Source organism: Streptomyces sp. NPDC001750 (assembly GCF_042892615.1).
Taxonomy (GTDB): domain Bacteria; phylum Actinomycetota; class Actinomycetes; order Streptomycetales; family Streptomycetaceae; genus Streptomyces.
Window position 1 is genome coordinate 32,384 of sequence record NZ_JBIAUE010000013.1, and the last position, 20,688, is coordinate 53,071.

Here is a 20,688-nt window from a genome sequence, read left to right on the forward strand (position 1 = left end):
GGTTCGCGTGCGGCCCACGCGCGGCACGTACGGCCCACGCGTGGCCGGAGCACGGCATCCGTGCCGCCGATCCGTTGCCCGAACCAGACTGGAGCGCCTCTTCGTGGCTACCTTCCTCTACCGGCTAGGCCGCTTTTCCTTCCGGAGGCGACGACTGGTCGCCCTGCTCTGGGCGGTGGTCCTGGCTGCCTGCGCGTTCGCGGCGGCCAAGGCGCCGACCGCCCCCGAGGACGGGTTCTCGATGCCCGGCACGGAGTCGCAGAGGGCGTTCGACCTGCTGGACGAACGATTCCCCGGCCAGAGCTCCAACAGCGCCGACGCCCGTATCGTCTTCGTCGCCCCCGAAGGCCAGAAGGTGACCGCGGGCACGAACAGGGCGGCCGTCGAGCGGGTCGTCGCGGACGTGGCGGGCGGCCCGCAGGTCAAGGCCGCCCTCAACCCGTTCGACATGGCCGGGGCCGTCAGCGAGGACGGCCGCACCGCGTACTCGACCATCACGTACGACGTGCAGAGCGTCGACCTCACCGACGCCTCCACCAAGGCGCTGGAGGACGCCGCGGAGGACGCGCGCGAGGCCGGACTGACCGTCGAACTCGGCGGCTCGGCCCTCCTGCCGGACTCCGAGGTCGGCGGCACGACGGAAGTCGCCGGTGTCGTCGTCGCCGCGATCGTCCTGCTCGTCACGTTCGGCTCGCTCGCCGCGGCGGGACTGCCGCTGCTCACCGCGATCGTGGGCGTGGGCGCGGGCGTGGCCTCGATCATCGGCGCCGGGATGTCCACCACGACCACCACGCTCGCCATGATGCTGGGGCTCGCGGTCGGCATCGACTACGCCCTGTTCATCGTCTCGCGCTACCGGTCGGAACGCGCGGAGGGTCACCATGCCGAGGAGGCCGTGGCCCGGGCCGTGGGAACGGCGGGTTCCGCCGTGGTCTTCGCCGGCCTCACCGTGGTCATCGCCCTCGCAGGACTGTCCGTCGTGAACATTCCGGTCCTCACCAAGATGGGCCTGGCCGCGGCGGGCACCGTCGTGATCGCCGTCCTGGTCGCGATGACGCTGCTGCCCGCGCTGCTGGGCTTCTTCCGGACGGCCGTACTGCCGCGTGCCGACCGGGGCGCGTCCGGGAACGGGCGCGCACGCCGCGGGCGCCGCGCCGGGGCGTCGGGGGCCCTCGGGAGCACGAGCGGCACGGCCGGCGCCGACCGGCCCGACATGGGCACCCGCTGGGCCCGCTTCGTGATCCGCCGCCCCCTCGCGGTCCTCGTGCTCGGGGTCCTCGGTCTCGGCCTGATCGCCGTACCGGCGCTCGACCTCCAGCTCGGCATGCCCGGCGACGAGTCGCGGCCCACCTCCAGCACCAAGCGCCGCGCCTACGACGCGCTGGCCGACGGCTTCGGCCCCGGCTTCAACGGGCCGCTCACCGTCGTCGTCGACGCCAAGGGGTCCGACGACCCGAAGGCCGCGGCGGCGCACGCCGCGAAGAAGCTCGCCGCCACCGACGGCATCGTGGCCACGACGCCCCCCGCCTTCAACAAGGCGGGCGACACCGCGGTCCTCACCGCCGTGCCCGCCACCGGGCCGAGCTCCGAGAAGACCACGGACGTCGTCCACACCATCCGCGACAAGGCGCACGGTCTGGAGGCCGACACCGGCGCGAAGATGCTCGTCACCGGCGCGACGGCGGTGAACATCGACGTCTCGCAGAAGCTCTCCGACGCGCTGGCGCCCTACCTCACGCTCGTCGTCGGTCTGGCCTTCCTGCTCCTGATGATCGTCTTCCGTTCGCTGCTGGTCCCCCTCAAGGCGGCGCTCGGCTTCCTGCTGTCGGTGGCGGCGGCCTTCGGCGTGATCGTCGCGGTCTTCCAGTGGGGCTGGCTCGCCGACGTCCTCGGCGTCGAGCAGACCGGGCCCATCATGAGCATCACGCCGATCTTCCTGATCGGTGTGGTCTTCGGCCTGGCCATGGACTACGAGGTCTTCCTGGTGACCCGGATGCGCGAGGCGTACGTCCAGGGCGAGCGGCCCGGCCAGGCGATCGTCACCGGGTTCCGGCACAGCGCCCGGGTCGTCGTGGCCGCGGCGGTCATCATGATCGCGGTGTTCGCCGGGTTCATCGGGATGAGCGAGGCGATGATCAAGATGATGGGCCTGGGGCTCGCCGCGGCCGTCTTCTTCGACGCGTTCGTCGTCCGCATGACGATCGTCCCGGCCGTTCTGGCCCTGCTCGGCGACCGGGCGTGGCGACTGCCCCGGTGGCTGGAGAGGATCGTGCCCCGGGTGGACGTGGAGGGCGAGCGGCTGAGCCGGAGCGGTCCCGCGGCCGTGCACGCCGACGCGAGGGCGGCGGGAACGTGGCCGGCGGGAGCGGAGCCGACGGGCACCGAGAAGGACTCCGAGCACGGCCCCGTGCGCGTATGAGCCCTCCCCGTACGGGGCCGGCTCCCCGTACGGGACCTCGTACCCCTCGGGACGAGGCACGCTCCCGGGACGAGACACGCTCCCGGAATGGGATGAGGCGCGGGGTGCCCGGAGGCCGCCCGTCGTACGTCACGACAGACGACTCCGGACACCTTGCGCAAAACGGACGGCCGCGTCGGCGACCATGGTGGGACCGAGAAGGAAAGAAGAGCGCATGTTCACCGACTGGCGGCTGTGGGCCCGGCGCCACCCCCGGGCTGTCGACGCGGCGGTGGCCGTGCTGCTGTGGGCCTTCGCGGTCTTCTCCAGCACCGTGACCGACGCCCGGATCGTCCGCGGCCCGGCACCCTCCTTCGCCCTGGCGGCCGCCGTGCCCTCCGCCGTCCTGCTGCTGGGACAGCGCACCTACCCGCGCACCGTGGTCGTGGTGACGACGCTGTGCGGCAGCGCCCTGGGCCTGATGGGCAACGACATGGGCTTCGACCCCTCGCCGAGCCTCACCGGCGCGGCCCTGGTGGCCCTGTACCAGCTGGCCCTGCTCACGGACCTCCGTACGACCTCGGTGTACACGCTCGGGGCGGTCGCCACCCTCGCCACCGTCTCGGTCGTCTGGGGCGACGGCGCGCTGCTGCGGCCGGACCGGATCGGCATCCTCTCCTGCGTCTTCCTGGCGGGTGCGGTCGGCGAGTCGGTGCGCAGCCGCCGCGACTACGTGGCCGCCGTGGAGGCACGGGCCGAGCTCGCGGAACGCACCCGCGAGGAGGAGGCACGCCGTCGGGTGAACGAGGAGCGGACCCGGATCGCCCGCGAGCTGCACGACATCGTCGCGCACCACATCGCCCTCGCCCACGCGCAGGCCTCCACCGCCTCGTACCTGCTGCGCAACCGGCCGGAGCAGGCCGGGCAGATGATGGACCAGCTCGCCGGGACCACCTCCTCCGCACTGCGCGAGCTGAAGGCGACCGTGGGGCTGCTGCGCAGCGAGGACGACCCCGAGACACCGCTGGAGCCGTCCCCCGGACTCGCCCAGCTACCGGAGCTGATCGCCTCGTTCGAGCAGACGGGTCTCACCGTCCAGGTGTCGGTGGAGGGCACGGTGCGGCCGTTGTCGCCGGGCGCTGACCTCACCGCGTACCGGATCGTGCAGGAGGCGCTGACCAATGTCACCAAGCACGCGGGCTCCGCGACGGCCTCGGTCCGGCTCGGCTACTCGCGCCGGTTGCTCACGCTCACCGTCGCCGACGACGGACATGAGCCGCAGGCGTCGGGCACGCCCGGGTACGGCCTCATCGGCATGCGTGAACGGGCTCTGTCCGTCGGCGGCCGGCTGTCCGCCGGGCACCGGGCGGCCGGCGGTTTCGAAGTGACCACGGAGCTCCCCCTGGAGTCGCAGACCGAGCCGGAGAAGGGCGCGGAGACGGCGACGGGCGCGACTGCGGCCACGAAGGCGACCGCGGGGGCCCCCGTGGCCACGGGGGCGACCGCGGAGGCGGCCACGGAGACAGAAGCAGAGGTGGCCCCAGAGGCCGGGCCGAAGGCGGACACGGCGATGGACGCAGCGGCGGGAAGGGCGGCGGGAGCGGGGAGGGCTCGGCCCGAACCGTTCCGGAACGATGACGACACGGACGGGACGAGAGGACGGCACGGTGACGATCCGGATACTGCTGGCCGATGACCAGGCACTGCTCGCCGGGACCTTTCGGCTGCTGATCGAGGCGAACGACGACATGGAGGTCGTCGGCGTCGCGGCGGACGGCCGCGAGGCGGTGGAGCAGGCCCGCGCCACGCTGCCGGACGTCGTCGTGATGGACATCCGCATGCCGGGACTCGACGGCGTGGCGGCGACGGAGCTGATCTGCCGCGACGAGACGCTGCGCGGAACCCGCGTCCTCATCCTCACCACGTTCGAGATCGACGAGTACGTGACCCGGGCCCTGCGCGCGGGCGCCAGCGGGTTCCTCGGCAAGGGCGCCGCCCCCGGGGAACTCCTGGACGCCATCCGCACGGTGGCCGCGGGGGACACCCTGCTGTCGCCCACCGCGACCAAGGCCCTGATCGGCCGATACCTGGCCCTGCCCGAGGGCAGGGTCGCCGCGCCCGACGTGCTGGGCGTCCTGACCGCCCGCGAGCGCGAGGTCATGGCGCAGGTGGCCGAGGGCCTGTCGAACGACGAGATCGCCGAGCGGATGCACGTCAGCCCGCTGACCGTACGCACCCATGTCGGGCGGGCGATGACGAAACTGGGGGCCCGGCACCGGGCCCAACTCGTCGCGATGGCCTACCAGTCGGGGCTGGTGCGGGTGGCCCCGCCACGGCCCGGCGACGACTTCCCGAACGCGGCGCGCTGAACGCGGGCCGACGGGCACGGGCCGACGGACCACGTCCGATGAGCCTCCGCTCCGCGGGCGCCCGTTCGGCGAACCTCCGTACGGGTACCCGTGCCCGACGGTCTCACGGCCGCGGACGCCGCCCGCCCCACGGGCCGGATTCCGCGACCCCCACGAGCTCTCCCTCCTCCGCACCCCGGCAGCCGCACCGATGCCCGGGCCGCGCGAGGTTCGCCTCGATGCCGTCCAGGGCCCGCCGGAGCCCGGCGATCTACGCCCGCAGGGCCTCGGTCGCATCGACCGCGTCGACCACCTCGACCGCCTCGGTCGTCGGCCCGACGGCCCGGGACATCGTGGCGGCACCGGACGCCGTGACGGCCTCGGAAGTCGGGACGGCCTCCGAATCCGTGGTGGGCTCGGGGATCGCGGCGGCACCGGAGGCCGCGGCGTTCTCCTCCCTCTCACGCGTCATCTCCAACTCGCGTGCTTCTTCAAGGGAGTTGATGACGACGCCGATGAGGAGATTGACGAGCAGGAACGAGCCGAGCAGGACGAACGACGCGAAGTACACGATCGTCCAGCGGGAGATCTCCAGCCCTTCACGGACCGCGTCCCCGAGACCGTCGAGGGTGATGAGGAGGAACAGGCTGAGCGCCGCACGGCCGAGCGAACCGAAGTGCTCGGGGTTGTCGTCCGCGAAGAACACCCAGCCGACCATGGCGTACACGTACAGCAGGAGCGTGCCGACGAGCAGGAAGCTCAGGGTGCCGGGCAGGCTCTTGCCCACCGCCACGATGACGATGCGCAGTTGGGGCAGGAAGCGCGCGGCGCGCAGCACCCGGGCCAACCGCAGCAGCCGCAGCACGGTGGCGTTCTCGCGGGCGAACGGCAGGAAGGCCAGGGCGACGACGAGGACGTCGAACATGTTCCAGGGGTCCCGGAAGAAGTCCCCGGGCCGGTCGGCGTGGGCGGCGCACCGCAGCAGGATCTCGACGGTGAACGCGCAGAGAAAGGCGTACTCCGTCGCCTTGAGCGCGCCGTGCCACTGCTGCACGACCCCGCTGTAGGTCTCGATACCCAGCAGTGCCGCGTTGGTCACGATGAGGCAGAACACGGTGCCGGTGAAGGCCGGGGAGTCCACGATCCTGCGGCCACGCACGGCGATCGCGTGCCGTAAGGGTGCGGCGGCCTGTTCGGACATGGTGTGACTCGGCTCCTCGCATCCTCGCAGGTGCGTTGCCCCCGCGGGCCGGTCCGCTCACCGGCCGAAGTGGATCTTAGACCGACCGTTCACGGCCGGTACGGGCGTCTCCGGCGCGCGGCCCCGCGGCCCGATCGCTAGCGTGGGACTGCGGACGAACTCGTTGATAACGGGTCAGACACGCAGAGAGCGGATGAACCCACAGAGGGCGAAGGAGCCTGAGCCATGGCTGTACGAGCGGAGGGCACACCGTGCTGGGCCGACGCGATGTTCCCCGACCTGGAGGCGGCGAAGAGCTTCTACGGTGACGTGCTGGGCTGGACGTTCGGCGAGTCCGCGGAGGAGTACGGCAACTACACGCAGGCGTACGCCGACGGCAGGGCGGTCGCCGCCGTCACGCCCCCGATGCCCGGCCAGGAGGGCCCGGCGGCCTGGTGCCTGTACCTCGCCTCACCGGACGTCGCCGCCACCGCCGCCAAGATCCGTGACAACGGCGGGGAAACACTGATGGACCCGATGCAGGTCGGTGAGTTCGGCACGATGCTGCTGGCCCGCGACCCCGCGGGCGTCGTCTTCGGTGTGTGGCAGGCGGGCTCCCACGAGGGCTTCGAGGCCCATGGGGTGCCCGGCACGTTCTGCTGGGCCGAGATCTTCACCCGGGAGCCCGGGAAGTCCGACGCCTTCTTCTCCGCCGTCTTCCCGTACTCCATGGTGAAGATGGAGGACGAGCACGTCGACTTCAGGCTGTACAACATCGGCGACGAGACGGTCATGGGCCGGATGCGGATGGGCGACGACTTCCCGCCCGAGGTGCCGTCGCACGTGAACGTGTACTTCACCGTCGCGGACTGCGACGCGGCCGTGGCGAAGGCGACCGAGCGCGGCGCGGTCCTCCGGTTCGGCCCGATGAGCATGCCGTTCGGCCGCTTCGCCGCGCTGACGGACCCGCAGGGTGCGGCGTTCTCCGTGATCGACATCCACACGACCGAGGGCGAGATGCCCAAGATGTCGCCGGCGTCCTGACCTGCCCCGACGGTCCGGTCCCGGCTCCCCCGGTGGATCCGCCCGAGTCGCGGGCCGGTCGCGGGTCCGTACCGGGCCCGAGTTGCGGGCCCGTCGCGCATGGGGTTGTTTCGAAGGGGGAGGCGGGCGCGTGCCCGCGTGGTCCCCGGCCGCCCGGCCGGGTTCCCGGCTCCCCCGGTCGGTTCCCCGGCTCCCCGGTTGGGGGTGACACACCGTGCTGTTCGTCGACCGCACGGACGCGGGACAGCAGCTGGCCGAGGCGCTCCGCCATCTGGAGCGTGAGAACCCCGTCGTCCTGGGGCTGCCGCGCGGCGGGGTCCCGGTGGCCTTCCAGGTGGCGCAGACGCTCGGTGGTCCGCTCGATGTGATCGTGGTCCGCAAACTTGGCGTGCCCCATCACGAGGAGGTGGCGTTCGGCGCCATCGGCGAGGGCGGGACACGGGTCCTCAACGAGGAGGTGGTCAGCCGGCTGCGGTCCGGGAAGAAGGACCTCGCCGCAGTCGAACGGGTCGAGGCGGCGGAGCTGGTGCGCCGCGCGCAGGCGTACCGCGCGGGCAGGCCGCGGATACCGGTCGAGGGCCGGACCGTGATCGTCGTCGACGACGGTGTCGCGACCGGCGCCACGGCCGAGGCGGCCTGCCGGGTGATACGGGCCCAGCACCCGGCCCGTGTGGTGGCGGCGTTTCCGGTGGCGCCCCCGGACGCGGTGACCCGGCTGCGGGAGTGCGCGGACGAGGTGGTGTGCCTGTCCGTGCCGCCCCTGTTCTACGCCGTCGGGGAGTGGTACCGGGACTTCTCGCAGACCTCCGACGACGAGGTCGTCGCCCTGCTGGCGCGCGCCCGGTACGGCGGACACGTGACACCGGGCAGCGACGGCTGACACCCGGCGGAAACGGCAACGGTTGACGCGCGTCGGCAGAAGCGGCGACGGCTGATGAGCTCCGGACACGGCGACGGGTCACGCAGGGCAGCGGTACGCATCACCACTCCCCGACGCGTACCGCTGCCCGGCGGGTGAGGGCTGACGATTGCCGCCGCACCGACGGCCGGCGGGTGGCGCCGTCGGGCCCTCCGGCGATCACCAGCTGCGTCCCACGCCACTCCGACGGCCGGTCACCACGCACCCGGGTCACCTTCGGGCCGATGCGCGGGCCGTGCGGGACGCGGTAGTCGAGCGGCAGGGGAAGCTCGGCGCACTCCTGGGTGGTGGGGCCGCCGGGCGGGCCGCACGCACCGGGCGGGGCCGAACCCCCCGGCCGGATTCAGCGGCCGTTCTTGCCGAACAGGAGCTTCCACGGCGCGAGGGCGGATTCGATCTGCACTCCCAGTCCGAGTTTCGACTGACCGGCGACCCGTTCCTCGAATCGGATCGGCACCTCGACGATCTTCAAACGGCGCCGGACCGTGCGGTGGTTCATCTCCACCTGGAAGGAATAGCCGTTGCTGCGCACCGAGGGCACGTCGATCGCCTTCAGGGTCGACGCACGCCATGCCTTGAAACCCGCGGTGGCGTCCTTCACCCGCAACCGCAGGATCGCGTTGACATAGAAATTCGCCCACGCGGAGAGCGCCTTGCGGTGCCAGGGCCACTCGGTGGCGAGCGAACCGCCCGCCACATAGCGGGAACCGATCACCACGGCGGCGTCCTCGGCGAAGAGCGTCTCGATCATCACGGGGAGCCGCGACGCGGGATGGGACAGATCCGCGTCCATCTGGACCACGACGTCCGCGCCCCCGTCGAGCGCACGCGTCATCCCCGTGACGTAGGCACGGCCCAGCCCGTCCTTCTCCCTGCGGTGCAGAACCTCGACCGCTCCGGCGGGATCCGCCGCCAGTTCGTCCGCGACCGCGCCGGTGCCGTCCGGCGAATTGTCGTCCACCACGAGAATGCGCAGACCGGGCAGTCCCAGACCGGTCAGGAGATCCACCAGGACGGGCAGGTTGTCCCGCTCGTTGTAGGTGGGCACCACCACCACGATCTTCGGTGAGTCCTTCGCCCCGGCGCTGTCCTCGTGTTCCATTTCCCGCTTCCCCGCGTCCCTCTACCAATTCCCGTGTCCTGCGTTGCGCGTTCCGCATGTCCTGCGTTGCGTGCTCCGCGACCCGTAAATCCGCGACCCGCGTCACACGTTCCCGTGATCCTCCCCGGACTTTCCCGCCCCCGCCTCGGAGTCTCCTCGAACTCTTCGCGCGATCTCCGGGTGCTTCCCCGCACGGGATCGCACGAACCAAGGGCTGTCCCGTAACCCCTGGCGGGCGCAGGACGTCGGCCACGGCACCTCGCTGCGTTGTCGGGACGTCCGCCTACCTCCAAGTATGCGGACGTCCCTCCCGTGCGATGCACCGCATCCGACGCCGCGCGCTGATCCACCAGGGATTACGGGACAGCCCATGGCATCCGGGGATTCGTCGGGCCGGTCGCGGAAGGTTCCGGGAATTCGTCGCGCTCTTCCCCCGGACATTCGCCGGTGCCGTGGGCGAGGTCGTAAGAACCCGCGCCCGCACCCCTCGGGCACCACGCCCGACAGCCGCACCGCACTCCACTCCACCGGCGGGCGGCCGGGCCGTCGCGGGCGCGGCGCGCGGCGGATCGCGGCCGGATCGCGGACACGAGCGCAGGCACGGCGCGCGGCCGGCCTCCGGGCGGCGGTCCGCTCCGTACAATTCCGCGTACGGAACCGGGGCACGGCCCATGCGAGGACCACGGCGTGGCCGTGCGACCGCCCGGCCGACGGGCCTGCGCGCACGACGCACCCGATGCGCCCGGCAGCACCCCCGAGAGCGAGAGGTCCCCCCGTGGCCGTAGACGACACCGCGCCGCAGCCCCACGACAACACTCGGCCGCCGCAGGACACGGCTCCGCGCCCCCGCCCCGTCACCGTCGTCACGGGTGGCAGCCGCGGCATCGGCGCCGCGACCTGCACCCGCCTGGCGTCCGACGGGCACGACCTCGTGCTCGGCTACGTGCGCGACGCCGATGCCGCGGAACGGACCGCCGACGCGGTCCGGGCCGCGGGGGCGCGGTGCCTCACGGTGCGCGTGGACACCTCCGTGGAATCCGACGTGGAACGGCTGTTCGACCTCGCGGCCGCACGGCTCGGCCCGGTCACCGGCCTGGTGAACAACGCCGGTGTGACGGGCCCGCTGGGGCGGCTCGTCGACACCTCGACGGACACCCTGCGCCGGGTCCTGGACGTCAATCTCCTCGGCGTCCTGCTGTGCTGCCGGCGCGCCGCGAAGGACATGGTCGCTGCCGGAGCGGGCGCGATCGTCAACGTCTCCTCGGCAGCCGCCACCCTCGGCAGCCCCGGCGACTTCGTCCACTACGCGGCCACGAAGGCGGCCGTGGACGCGCTGACGGTGGGGCTGTCCAAGGAACTGGGGCCGGACGGCGTCCGCGTCAACGCCGTCGCCCCCGGAATGATCGACACCGAGATGCACGCCGAGGCGGGCGACCCGGACCGGGCATACACCGCCGCGGCCGGGATCCCGCTCGGCCGGCCGGGTACGGCACCGGAGATCGCGTCCGCCATCGCCTGGCTGCTGTCGGGCGAGGCGTCCTACGTGACCGGAGCGGTGCTGCGGGTCGCGGGCGGACGGTAGCGCCGCGGGCCCGGGAGAGCGCCTCCCGACGGTCGCCGACCACGGCCCGACGGCCCACGACCACCGCCCGTCCGACGACCGGTGTTCCTGCCCGACGACCGCCTCACCCGGACAGGCGGTGGCGGAAAAACACCGTTGAACCGATCGCCCCCGGGGTACAGGTGCCCCGTGCCGAACTTCGAGATCACCACCGCGAGCGCCGACGACCTCGTCATGCTGGCCGACTGGGCCCACGCGGAGAGCTGGAACCCCGGGCTGACCGACCACCACGCCTTCTACGCCACCGACCCGCGCGGCTTCCTGATCGGCCGGCTCGACGGCGATCCGGTCTCCTGCGTCTCCGTGGTCCGCTACGGCACCGCATTCGGGTTCCTCGGCTTCTACCTCACCCGGCCCGAACTGCGGGGCCGGGGCTACGGGATCCGGACCTGGCGGGCCGGCATGTCCCGGCTCCAGGGGCGCAACGTGGGGCTGGACGGCGTGGTGGCACAGCAGAACAACTACCGGAAATCCGGGTTCCGTTCGGCCTGGACCAACATGCGCTACGAGGGCCGCCCGGCCGATGTGCCGCCCGCGCCTCCCGGGACCGCGCTCGTCGACGCCCGCGGTATCCGGTTCGATCAACTGGCCGCCTACGACCGGTGTTTCTTCCCCGCCGAGCGCGACAGCTTCCTCGCGTCCTGGATCGCCGGACCGGCCCACGCCTCGTTGGCCGCCGTCCGTGACGGGGAATTGCGGGGCCTCGCCGTGCTGCGCCCCTGCCGCACGTCGTCCCGGATCGGCCCGGTGTACGCGGAGTCCCCCGAGGTGGCCGGTGCCCTGATCGGCGCACTCGCGGCCGGCGATCCGGACACCCCGGTGGCGGTCGACGTGCCCGACGTCAACCCGGCGGCCGTCCGGCTCGCGCAACGGCTGGGCCTCACCCCGTCGTTCGAGACGGCCCGGATGTACACTGGCCCGTCACCGGACATCGACCACCCCGGGCTGTACGGCATCACCAGCCTGGAACTGGGCTGAGGCACCGGGCTGAGGCACCACGTCGACGGACTGCGCGTGCGGCCGACGCCGGGCCCCTCGTCAGCACACACCGACGAGCACACACCGACGAGCACGCACCGACGAGCACGCACCGACGAGCCCACGCCGTATCAACCGCGCATGTCGAAGAGCCCGCCCTCGCAGAACCCCGCCTCGTAGAGCGCCGCCGCCTCGGTCTGCCGCAGCCGCGGAACCCCGGGCGGGCGCACGCCCGGGGTCCCGGAACCCCCGGCGCCCGACTCAGGTGAGCGGGTGCGATGTCCGGCCGGACGCCTCGTCGATCTCGTCGTGCGCCTTCGTCAGCATCTTCATCGCCAGTTCGTTGAGTGCTCTGGCTCCCGCGATCTCCTCGCCGACCCTCGGCTGTTCCTTGTCGGAGGGGTGACGGCTCGCGTACCCGTGGGCGCGTACCTCGGCCCCGTCCGGCAGCCTCACCAGAGCGGCGGCGCGGGTGCGGTGACTGTCCTCCTCGAATTCCAGATCCACATGCCACCCGACAGCTGTGTGCATCATCTCGATCACCTCCCTACCAGAGTGCGCCCGTTCCGCCGCCCCTGCACCACGGCACGCCCCCGCGAACCGGCCGTACGAACGTCTCGGCTTCCGGGCCCGCGGGTCGACGGTCTACCGGTTCCCGACGGACGAGCCGGGGACGAACAGGCGGCCGGGGGCACCGGGGTCGGGGACGGACCCGTCGGGAGCGAGCCGGTCCAGGTCCAGGGTGCCGTGCGTCGCCGGGGCGGCCGACGGGAGCCGGAGCGCCGTCGCGATCTCCTCGGGGAGCGGGCCGAGGCCCAGCAGGCCGGTGACGATCCGGGTCGTCAGCGTGTGCCAGGCCCCGGCACGACGCAGCATCGCGTGATCGCTGTTCCGGATCGCGACCAGGCAGGAGCGGGCCCCGGCGCGGCGGGCACGGACGGTGAAGGTCCGGGACTCCCCGGGGCTGGTGACGCGGTCGCGGGTGCTGTGGAGGAGGACGACGTCACGGCCGGCGAGCTGGGCGACCGGATCGTCCGCCGGACACCAGGGGGCCAGGCCCACCACGCCGCGTACCAGCGGATGACCGGCGGCCCGGAGGGCGGCACGGGCGCCCATCGAGTGCCCGACCAGGACCACCGGGAGCTCGCCCGCGTCGCGCCGCAGGGTGTCCAGGGCACGCAGCGTGTCGTGGAGCGGGTCCTCCCGGGAGCCGTTCCAGCCCTGATGGGCGTAGCGGGCGGTGCGCACCAGGACGTCCCCGGCGCCGCCGCCGTCCATGGCTCCGTCGTCGCGGGCCGTCGCCCGGCCGACGGCCCGCGCGAACGGCCGCATCCGGACGGCGGGCAGGTTCAGGAGGCCGGGCGGGGGCGGGCCCAGGCCCGTCTCACGGCCGCCGTGCAACAGGAGCACGGCAGCGGCCGGCGGTCGACTGCTGGTCATGCGCACCTCCCTTCGCGCTTCCGCGCGTATGCCTGTGCGGTACCCCGCTCCCTGTCGAGCATGCGGCACGCGGCGCGGCCGTGTCGCCGGACCGTCGGAGATCGCCGGTCGGACGGACGCCTCGGGCCGGTCCGAGGCCCTGGGAAAAGCGCGGCACCGCGACTGTCCACAGGGTGTGGACAGCCGCGGGAGTCCGAGCCTCGGACGCGCACCCCGTACGCCGCCGGTACGCGGCCCGCACGGGGCCGGATCGACGCCCGGCGATGGTCCGGCATCCGGCATAAAGAGACCGTAAAAGTTTTCCTGCTTCCGGCAATGTGTTTCGGCCGTCCCGTATGGGATCATCCAGCCAGTTCGACGGAGATGTTCGGGGGAAGCATGTTCGGAGGATTTCGAGGACCGAGAGAGGTGACCGCGTGACCCTGTTCCTCGGTCTCGGTATCGCAGGGGTCGTCCTGCTCGTCCTGTCGCTGGTCTTCGACGGCATTCTCGAAGGTCTCTTCGGCGGTGTGCTGGACGGTCTCTTCGACGGGCTCCTGTCCCTGCCCGTCATCGCGGGGTTCCTGTCGATGCTCGGCTTCGGCGGCGCGATCGTGCTCGGCACCACGGGCGCCGGTACGGTCGTGGCGACCATCGGCGGCGTACTCGCCGGAATCGTCGCGGCGTGGCTCACCTGGAAGTTCAGCCGGGCGCTGATGCGTGATCAGACCAGTGTCACTCCGCGCGGGGAGGATCTCGTCGGCACGTCCGGGTCGGTCGTCACGGCCATCCCGGCCGACGGCTACGGCGAGGTCCTGCTGCGGCTGGCGGGCCAGCCGGTGAAGCTGGCCGCGAAGAGCGCGGTGCCGGTCGGACGGGGTACGGAGGTCTGGGTGGAGGCCGTGCTGTCCACCACCTCGGTCGCCGTACGGCCCGTCGAGCACTGACCCCACCGAGCCGGGACACCATCCGTCGGACCACCACGGCCACCGCAGCACCACCACCCGCAATCAACTGCCGTCCCGCAGGGAGGCAGGGGGGACACCCTTATGAGCCCAGTCGTGACCGCAGTCATCGGAGTCGTCGTACTCCTGGTACTGCTCGCCCTCGTCGTCATCACCCGCTACAAGGTCGCGGGGCCCAGCGAGGCGTTCATCATCACCGGACGCCGGGGCAAGAAGTCGACCGACCCGGTGACGGGCCGCACCAGCATCGACAACAGCGGCCAGAAGGTCGTCGTCGGCGGCGGCGTCTTCGTCGTCCCGTTCGTCCAGCAGAAGTTCACCCTCGACCTGTCCAGCCGGCACATCCCGGTGGCCGTGCGCGGGGCCGTCACCCTGCGCGGGGTGAAGTCCAACCTCGAAGGCGTCGCGATCGTCAAGGTCGGCGGCAGCGAGGAAGCGATCCGGGCCGCCGCCCAGCGGTTCCTCCAGCAGCAGGACGGCATCGTCGGCTTCACCCAGGAAGTACTCTCCGGCGCGCTGCGCGCCATCGTCGGCCGGATGTCGGTCGAGGACATCATCCGGGACCGCGCCGCGTTCGCCGGGCAGGTCGCGGAGGAGGCCGAGGCCAGCCTCTCCGGCCAGGGCCTGATCCTGGACGCCTTCCAGATCCAGGACATCACCACCGAGGGCTCCTACCTCGAAGACCTCGGCCGCCCCGAGGCCGCCCGTGCCAAGCAGGAGGCGGACATCGCCGAGGCGAACGCCAAGCGCGCCTCGGAGCAGGCCCGGCTGAAGGCCGCCGAGGAGATCGCCGTCGCCGAGCGGACGTTCTACCTCAAGCAGGCGGAGATCAAGGCCGAGACGGAGGCCGCTGCGGCCAAGGCCAACGCGGCGGGCCCGCTCGCCGAGGCGGCCCGTCAGCAGGAGGTCCTCGCGGAGCAGGAGAAGGTCGCCGAGCGGCAGGCCGCGCTGACCGACCGCGAACTCGACACCAAGGTCCGCAAGCCCGCCGACGCCGCCCGTTACCAGGCCGAGCAGGAGGCGGAGGCCCGCCGGATCGCCCAGGTGAAGGAGGCCGAGGCGGACGCCGAGCGCGCCCGGCTGACCGGCCAGGGCGAGAAGCTGCACCGCTCGGCCCTCGCCGACGCCGTGCGCATCGAGGGCGAGGCGGAGGCCGCGGCCATCGCCGCCAAGGGTGCGGCCGAGGCCGAGGCGATGCAGAAGAAGGCGGACGCCTTCGCCCGGTACGGCGACGCGGCCGTGCTCCAGATGCTGGTCGAGGTGCTGCCGCACGTCGTCGCCAAGGCGTCCGAGCCGCTGAGCGCCGTCGACAAGATGACCGTGATCTCCACGGACGGTGCGAGCCGGCTGTCGCGCACGGTCACCGACAACGTCGCCCAGGGCATGGAACTCCTCAGCTCCACCACGGGCGTCGACCTGGCCGCGCTGCTGAAGAACCTCAAGGGCACTGCGGCCGCCCCCGCTTCGGACGGCGCCGCACCGTCCGGCGCGTCCGCCCGGCCGACGGGCGGGGCCGATGCCGCCCCCGCCGACGGGAAGATCGAGATCACCGACTGACCGGGTCCGTCCCGTACGTGCCCGGCCGGTATCGCACCGGCCGGGCACACGCATGTCAGGAACCCCGCGCCCGTTGCCCACCACTCCCGTGTCCCGGCCCCCGCACCGGCGCACCGGAGGCGGCGGGACCCTCCGGATAAGGTAATGCGCGGATAAAGAGATCACCAAGAGTGTCGATATGTCGCCACATCCCTCAGGAGGAAGCCATGGGAACCCACCGCACCACGCTGCCCGGAGTCGGTGTCCAGTACGACTACACGACCGAGTCGGGTCAGCACATCTCCGTCGTCGTGCACCACGACGGGCGCCGGTTCATCGGCTTCTACGACCAGGACGATCCTGATTCGTGTCGTCTCTCGGTACCGCTGACTCCGCAGGAGGCGACCGGCCTCGCGCACCTCATCGACGCGGCGCCCATCGACGCGGTACGGACCGAGGGCATCGACCTGGTCACCGAGCACATCCCGCTCGGGACGCGCTCCCCCTACGGCGGACGGCTGCTCGGGGACACCCGGGCACGCACCCGCACGGGGGCCTCGATCGTCGCGGTGCTGCGGACGCACAGTGCGCATCCGTCGCCCGGGCCGGACTTCCGGCTGGCCATCGGGGACACGCTCGTCGTCGTCGGAACCAGGGAGGGCGTCGATGCGCTCTCCGAGATCATCGCGGAGGGCTGACAGTGCATGATATGACCGCTTTGCTGGTGGAGCTCGGCTCCGTCATTCTGGGGCTGGGAATCATCGGGCGGTTCGCCGGGCGGATAGGACTCTCGCCCATTCCCCTGTATCTGCTGGCGGGGCTCGCCTTCGGGGAAGGCGGGCTCCTGCCCCTCGGCGCCAGTGAGGAGTTCACCGCCGTCGGCGCCGAGATCGGTGTCATTCTGCTGCTGCTCCTGCTGGGCCTGGAGTACAGCGCCTCGGAGCTGGTGACCAGCCTCAAGACCCAGTACCCCTCCGGGGCCGTGGACTTCCTCCTCAACGCGACCCCGGGAGCGGTGGCCGCGCTGCTGCTGGGCTGGGGACCCGTCGGGGCCGTCGTGCTCGCCGGGGTCACGTGGATCTCGTCGTCCGGGGTGATCGCCAAAGTGCTCGCGGACCTCGGACGGCTCGGAAACCGGGAAACGCCCGTCATCCTCGGCGTCCTGGTCATCGAGGACCTCTCGATGGCCGTGTACCTGCCGCTGCTGACCGCGATGCTCGCGGGAGTGGGCTTCGCCGGAGGCAGCATCGCCCTGCTCATCGCGCTCGGCACCGTCGGGTTCGTGCTCTACCTGGCCCTGCGTCACGGACGGCTGATCAGCCGGGCCGTGTCCTCCGACAACCCGGAGATGCTGCTGCTGGTCGTGCTCGGGCTGACGGTCCTGGTGGCCGGTGTGGCCCAGGAGTTGCAGGTGTCAGCGGCCGTCGGCGCGTTCCTGGTCGGGATCGCGCTCTCCGGTGAGGTCGCCGAGGGCGCGCGCAAGCTGCTCACCCCGCTGCGGGACCTGTTCGCCGCCGTCTTCTTCGTGTTCTTCGGTCTCTCCACCAACCCGGCCGAGATCCCGCCGGTGCTGCTCCCGGCCGCACTGCTGGCCGTCGTCACGATCTTCACCAAGATAGCCACCGGCTGGTACGCCGCCCGCCGGGCCGGAATCGGGTCGAAGGGACGCTGGCGGGCCGGCGGAACGCTCGTCGCCCGCGGCGAGTTCTCCATCGTCATCGCCGGACTGGCCGTGGCGACCGAGCCCCGGATCGGGCCCATCGCCACCGCGTACGTCCTCATCCTCGTGATCGCCGGACCGCTCACCGCCCGCTGGACCCAGCCGATCGCGGCCAAGGTCCTGAGCCGACGCGGCCGTACCGCCGGTGCGGGCACCACCGACACCGCGGATGCCATGAACACCGCGAGCGCCGCGGACGCCAGGAACAGCACGAGCGCTGCGGACGCCTCGGGAGCCTCGGTTCCCGCCGCGCGGGAGGAGATCCCGGCCTCCGCCGACTAGTGCCGCGGCAGGCAACGTTTGCCCGTCAAGGAGCGCGTCCGGTACGTGCTCTCGGCGTGCCGGCCGGAAGCCCTCGTACTGGATGTACTTGGGATTTCGGCCGGTGCGGCGAGAGGGCGTGCCGGGCGTCGCGACGGGGCGAACGTTGCCTGATGCGGCACTAGAGGGCCTGTTTCGAAAGTCCCGCCCGGCCCAGCACCTCGACCGACCGCGTCCACCGCCCCGGCCGCCCGGTCGACGCCCGTACTCACGCGGCGCCACTGGGCTGGGCGCTTCGCAAAATCAGGGCGCTTCGGGCTCCGGGGCACTTATCCCGACAGCCACTCGTTGCACTCAGTGATGTTCAGGGAACACGGAGAACACTCCGGGAACACCCTCCTGCTAACTTCTACACGCCTGTAGAGTTCAGTTGGTTCCGGCAACACAACGCAACGCAACGTATGGAGACGACATGGCACTGTGGGATCGGATCAAGGAATCCGCTTCGTCGATGCAGTCGCAGCTGGAAGCGAAGAAGAACGACCTGAAGAGTGGGGCGTTCCGTGATGCGAGCATGGCCATGTGCGCTCTCGTCGCGGCCGCCGACGGTTCCGTGGACCCGTCCGAGCGCCAGCGTGTCGCCTCGCTGATCGCCTCCAACAACGTTCTGCAGAACTTCCCGGCGGACGACCTCCAGCGTCGCTTCAACGACTACGTGAACAAGCTCACCGCCGACTTCGACTTCGGCAAGGTCTCCATCCTCCAGGAGATCGGCAAGGCGAAGAAGAAGCCGGCCGAGGCGCGTGCCGTCGTCCAGATCGGCATCGTCATCGGCGGTGCCGACGGCGACTTCGACGCGTCGGAGCGGGCCGTCGTGCGGGAGGCGTGCTTCGCGCTCGACCTCCCGCCGCACGAGTTCGACCTGTAGGGCCTGTCTCCGAACCCGCCCTGGTCCTCGATCCCCTTCCCGGCGGACCGGTCACCCCGGCCCGCCCGCGTACCGCCGGACGACCACGGACCGGACGATCACCGGTCCGCGTCCGGCAGGCCGGGGGTGTTCAACTCCCCCGATGGGCACCCCCGGCCGCTTTCCCCCGGCGCCCGCGTCACAGCTCTTTGGCCGGCCAGTCCAGCAGCCGGGCGCCGATCACCGCCGTCTGCAGCGTGTAACGGTGCATCGGGTCGGCGGGATCGGCCCCGGTCAGCTGGTGGATCCGCTCCAGACGGTAGGTCAGCGCCCGCACGCTCAGCGACAGCCGCCGGGCCGTCTCGGCGGCGACGCAGCCCGCGTCGAAGTAGGTGATGAGCGTGTTGAGCAGGGGCTCGGCTCCGCCGCGCGCCCGCTGGAGCGGGCCCAGTTGACCGCGCACCAGGTCGGCCATGGCCTGCCGGTCCCGGGTCAGCACCGGATAGACCAGCAGATCGGCGGCGTACAGCACCGGATCGTCCAGATCCATCCGCTCCGCGAGATCGAGCGCGTCGAGCGCCTCGTCGTAGGAGTGGACCACGCCCCCCGGGCCCGGATGCGGACGGCCCACCGCCACCCGGCCGCCGTCCGTCGCCGCGTGCGCCTGCTTGGCGAAGTAGCGCAGCACATCGGGCTGGCTGGCCGGCGCGATGCAGACCAGCCGCCCGTCCTTCGTCGTGATCAGGATCTTCCGGCCGCTGAACCGCGCGAGCAGCGCCGACTCGACCGCGCGGGGCACGGAGTCGGTCTCCGTGTACGTCTCCGGACCGGTGGCCACCGCGACCGCGTGGGCACGGGAGAGCCGCAGCCCGAACCGGGTGGCGCGCTCGGCGAGCCGGCCCAGGTCGCTGCGCCCGTACAGCAGGTCGTCGATGAACTCCCGGCGCGCCGCCTCCTCGCGCCGCACGGTCAGCCGCTGGGCCCGCTCGAACCCCTCGGCGAAGGCGTCGACGGCCTGCTCGACCGCGGCCAGTACGGAATCGGTCGTCGCGGCGTCGGCCGAGGGGCCGCATGGCCAGTCGGCGCGGGTCGCCGCGAGATGGAGGCCGACCAGGGCGCGTATCTGGAAACCCGCCTCGGCGGCCCGGCGCCCCATGGCCCGACGGGAGTCCAGCTCGTCCCGGGTCAGCCGACGGCCGGTGGCGGCGACCTCGGCCAGGATGCGGGCATAGTCACCCAGATATTCGTCGGGTATCTCCGGCGCGGCCACACGTACCCCTCACTTCATGACGAGACTCTGACGCTCATCCAACACCACGCATAACTGCCGATGCCCGGCATCAAGAATGTACAAAGATTGCCGGATTCCGGCAGTGCTGTTCCGAGGCCCCGAATGGCACGATCGGCCCAGCACCACGGGGGAGCACGGGGGGATGCACGGGGGATGGCCCGGCCGTCGCGGCACCGCCATGCGCGGGCCGCGGCGCCGGGGTCACCATCGCCGCCACCGGACCCCGCCAGGACAGACAGGGGTGGACCGATGCAGGAATTCCTGAGCGCGGCGACTGCCTTTCCGGCCGTACTGTTCGGAGCCGCGCTGGCCGTGGTCGTCTTCTTCTGGCTGCTCGTGCTGGCTGGTGCCGCCGATCACCACTCCTTCGACGGGGACCTGGACACCGGCCTGGCCGGGATCGGCGGAGTGCCGGTCACCGTCTCGGTGTCCGTGATGGTCGTCGTCGGCTGGTTCACGAGCCTGACCGGTACCGTCCTGCTGCATCGCGGCGGGGCCACCGGCACCCTCCGCGCGGTGCTCGCCTGCGCCGTGCTCCTCGGGTCGTTCCTGATCGCCTGGACCGTCACGCGGGCGCTGGTGAGTCTGCTGCGTCGCCGCCTGCCTGAGGTGCCTCCTCCATCGCGGCAGGACTTCCTCGGCAGGGTCTGCACGGTCCGTACCGGTTCCGTGAGTTCCGACTTCGGTCAGGCCGAGGTCGTGGCGGACGACGGTTCCACCGCGATCGTCCAGGTCAGGCTGTTGAGTCCGCCGGACGGGTCGCTGCTCGTCGCGGGCAGCGCGGGGCTGCTGTACGCGTACGACGACGACGGCGAGTTCTTCTGGGTCTCGCCGTACGACAGGGCACTCGATCCGGGCCCGCCGGGACGGCCCGAGCGGCCGGAGCAGCCGAAAGGGCCTGAGCGGCTGAAACGGTCGGAGCGGCCGGAACGGCCGAGGCCGCAGGTTCCGCCGGGGTCGCACCGCACCCGGCGCCCGGTCGCCCGGCCCGGGGCGCGA

At 72.0% G+C, this 20,688-nt stretch carries 16 protein-coding genes and 2 pseudogenes; 13 read left to right on the top strand and 5 right to left on the bottom strand.

Annotation, left to right across the window (positions count from 1 at the left end; all coding sequences use genetic code 11):
- Nucleotides 1-103: 103 nt before the first annotated feature.
- The 3 genes from ACFYY6_RS20710 (at nt 104) to ACFYY6_RS20720 (ending at nt 4,767) form a co-directional block, all read left to right on the top strand.
- Entirely contained in the window at nt 104-2,419 is a 2,316-nt protein-coding gene (locus ACFYY6_RS20710; protein ID WP_386609002.1) for an MMPL family transporter, read from the top strand.
- Nucleotides 2,420-2,633: 214 nt separating this feature from the next.
- The gene (locus tag ACFYY6_RS20715) at nt 2,634-4,094 is read left to right on the top strand and encodes a sensor histidine kinase (protein ID WP_351630820.1); all 1,461 of its coding nucleotides are present in this window, start codon (nt 2,634-2,636) and stop codon (nt 4,092-4,094) included.
- The gene (locus ACFYY6_RS20720; protein ID WP_351517658.1) at nt 4,066-4,767 is read left to right on the top strand and encodes a response regulator transcription factor; all 702 of its coding nucleotides are present in this window, start codon (nt 4,066-4,068) and stop codon (nt 4,765-4,767) included. The genes ACFYY6_RS20715 and ACFYY6_RS20720 overlap by 29 nt, the downstream gene beginning before the upstream one ends.
- A gap of 250 nt (nt 4,768-5,017) precedes the next feature.
- Here ACFYY6_RS20720 and ACFYY6_RS20725 read toward each other — a convergent pair whose 3' ends face one another.
- Nucleotides 5,018-5,947 carry an ion transporter gene (locus ACFYY6_RS20725; RefSeq protein WP_389194529.1) on the bottom strand — a complete coding sequence of 310 codons (930 nt, stop codon included), beginning with the start codon at nt 5,945-5,947 and terminating at the stop codon, nt 5,018-5,020.
- 225 nt (nt 5,948-6,172) lie between these two features.
- On the opposite strand from ACFYY6_RS20725, the gene ACFYY6_RS20730 reads away from it, so the two are divergent.
- Together ACFYY6_RS20730 and ACFYY6_RS20735 are read left to right on the top strand one after the other, a co-directional pair.
- Entirely contained in the window at nt 6,173-6,970 is a 798-nt protein-coding gene (locus tag ACFYY6_RS20730; protein ID WP_386608999.1) for a VOC family protein, read from the top strand.
- A gap of 214 nt (nt 6,971-7,184) precedes the next feature.
- Nucleotides 7,185-7,811, top strand: a pseudogene (locus ACFYY6_RS20735) (phosphoribosyltransferase); the annotation flags it as partial.
- A gap of 421 nt (nt 7,812-8,232) precedes the next feature.
- Here ACFYY6_RS20735 and ACFYY6_RS20740 read toward each other — a convergent pair.
- Nucleotides 8,233-8,991, bottom strand: coding sequence for a polyprenol monophosphomannose synthase (locus tag ACFYY6_RS20740; RefSeq protein WP_351517656.1), 759 nt, complete (start codon nt 8,989-8,991; stop codon nt 8,233-8,235).
- A gap of 775 nt (nt 8,992-9,766) precedes the next feature.
- Here ACFYY6_RS20740 and ACFYY6_RS20745 point away from each other — a divergent pair.
- Together ACFYY6_RS20745 and ACFYY6_RS20750 are read left to right on the top strand one after the other, a co-directional pair.
- Nucleotides 9,767-10,573, top strand: coding sequence for an SDR family oxidoreductase (locus ACFYY6_RS20745; RefSeq protein ID WP_351630811.1), 807 nt, complete (start codon nt 9,767-9,769; stop codon nt 10,571-10,573).
- 168 nt (nt 10,574-10,741) lie between these two features.
- Nucleotides 10,742-11,590, top strand: coding sequence for a GNAT family N-acetyltransferase (locus ACFYY6_RS20750; protein ID WP_389194532.1), 849 nt, complete (start codon nt 10,742-10,744; stop codon nt 11,588-11,590).
- 261 nt (nt 11,591-11,851) lie between these two features.
- Here the strand turns inward: ACFYY6_RS20750 and ACFYY6_RS20755 are convergent, their stop codons facing one another.
- A complete protein-coding gene (locus ACFYY6_RS20755) occupies nt 11,852-12,124 on the bottom strand; it encodes a DUF1876 domain-containing protein (RefSeq protein ID WP_073789143.1) in 273 nt (90 codons plus the stop codon).
- 111 nt (nt 12,125-12,235) lie between these two features.
- Nucleotides 12,236-13,030, bottom strand: coding sequence for an alpha/beta hydrolase (locus ACFYY6_RS20760; RefSeq protein WP_389194535.1), 795 nt, complete (start codon nt 13,028-13,030; stop codon nt 12,236-12,238).
- 416 nt (nt 13,031-13,446) lie between these two features.
- On the opposite strand from ACFYY6_RS20760, the gene ACFYY6_RS20765 reads away from it, so the two are divergent.
- The 5 genes from ACFYY6_RS20765 to ACFYY6_RS20785 all read left to right on the top strand — a co-directional run bounded on the left by ACFYY6_RS20765 (nt 13,447) and on the right by ACFYY6_RS20785 (nt 18,419).
- Nucleotides 13,447-13,956 (top strand): hypothetical protein, encoded by a 510-nt coding sequence (locus tag ACFYY6_RS20765; protein ID WP_351517649.1) that lies wholly within the window; start codon nt 13,447-13,449, stop codon nt 13,954-13,956.
- 102 nt (nt 13,957-14,058) lie between these two features.
- On the top strand, nt 14,059-15,531 hold the full coding sequence (locus ACFYY6_RS20770) for an SPFH domain-containing protein (RefSeq protein ID WP_351517647.1): 1,473 nt from the start codon (nt 14,059-14,061) through the stop codon (nt 15,529-15,531).
- A gap of 206 nt (nt 15,532-15,737) precedes the next feature.
- Nucleotides 15,738-16,208, top strand: coding sequence for a cation:proton antiporter regulatory subunit (locus ACFYY6_RS20775; RefSeq protein WP_073789085.1), 471 nt, complete (start codon nt 15,738-15,740; stop codon nt 16,206-16,208).
- A 2-nt stretch (nt 16,209-16,210) separates the two neighbouring features.
- Entirely contained in the window at nt 16,211-17,512 is a 1,302-nt protein-coding gene (locus ACFYY6_RS20780) for a cation:proton antiporter (protein WP_389194538.1), read from the top strand.
- 451 nt (nt 17,513-17,963) lie between these two features.
- Complete coding sequence (locus tag ACFYY6_RS20785) at nt 17,964-18,419, top strand: TerB family tellurite resistance protein (RefSeq protein ID WP_351517644.1); 456 nt, start codon at nt 17,964-17,966, stop codon at nt 18,417-18,419.
- A 178-nt stretch (nt 18,420-18,597) separates the two neighbouring features.
- Here the strand turns inward: ACFYY6_RS20785 and ACFYY6_RS20790 are convergent, their stop codons facing one another.
- Nucleotides 18,598-19,668: a helix-turn-helix domain-containing protein gene (locus ACFYY6_RS20790; protein WP_351517643.1), complete on the bottom strand. Its 1,071-nt coding sequence runs from the start codon at nt 19,666-19,668 to the stop codon at nt 18,598-18,600.
- A gap of 270 nt (nt 19,669-19,938) precedes the next feature.
- On the opposite strand from ACFYY6_RS20790, the pseudogene ACFYY6_RS20795 reads away from it, so the two are divergent.
- Nucleotides 19,939-20,586 (top strand): annotated as a pseudogene (locus ACFYY6_RS20795) (hypothetical protein); the annotation flags it as partial.
- Nucleotides 20,587-20,688: the final 102 nt, after the last annotated feature.

Coding starts and splice junctions, on each gene's coding strand:
- ACFYY6_RS20775 (WP_073789085.1), top strand. CDS start 15,738: ATGGGAACCCACCGCACCACGCTGCCCGGAGTCGGTGTCCAGTACGAC.
- ACFYY6_RS20770 (WP_351517647.1), top strand. CDS start 14,059: ATGAGCCCAGTCGTGACCGCAGTCATCGGAGTCGTCGTACTCCTGGTA.
- ACFYY6_RS20725 (WP_389194529.1), bottom strand. CDS start 5,947: ATGTCCGAACAGGCCGCCGCACCCTTACGGCACGCGATCGCCGTGCGT.
- ACFYY6_RS20715 (WP_351630820.1), top strand. CDS start 2,634: ATGTTCACCGACTGGCGGCTGTGGGCCCGGCGCCACCCCCGGGCTGTC.
- ACFYY6_RS20730 (WP_386608999.1), top strand. CDS start 6,173: ATGGCTGTACGAGCGGAGGGCACACCGTGCTGGGCCGACGCGATGTTC.
- ACFYY6_RS20785 (WP_351517644.1), top strand. CDS start 17,964: ATGGCACTGTGGGATCGGATCAAGGAATCCGCTTCGTCGATGCAGTCG.
- ACFYY6_RS20740 (WP_351517656.1), bottom strand. CDS start 8,991: ATGGAACACGAGGACAGCGCCGGGGCGAAGGACTCACCGAAGATCGTG.
- ACFYY6_RS20755 (WP_073789143.1), bottom strand. CDS start 12,124: ATGATGCACACAGCTGTCGGGTGGCATGTGGATCTGGAATTCGAGGAG.
- ACFYY6_RS20760 (WP_389194535.1), bottom strand. CDS start 13,030: ATGACCAGCAGTCGACCGCCGGCCGCTGCCGTGCTCCTGTTGCACGGC.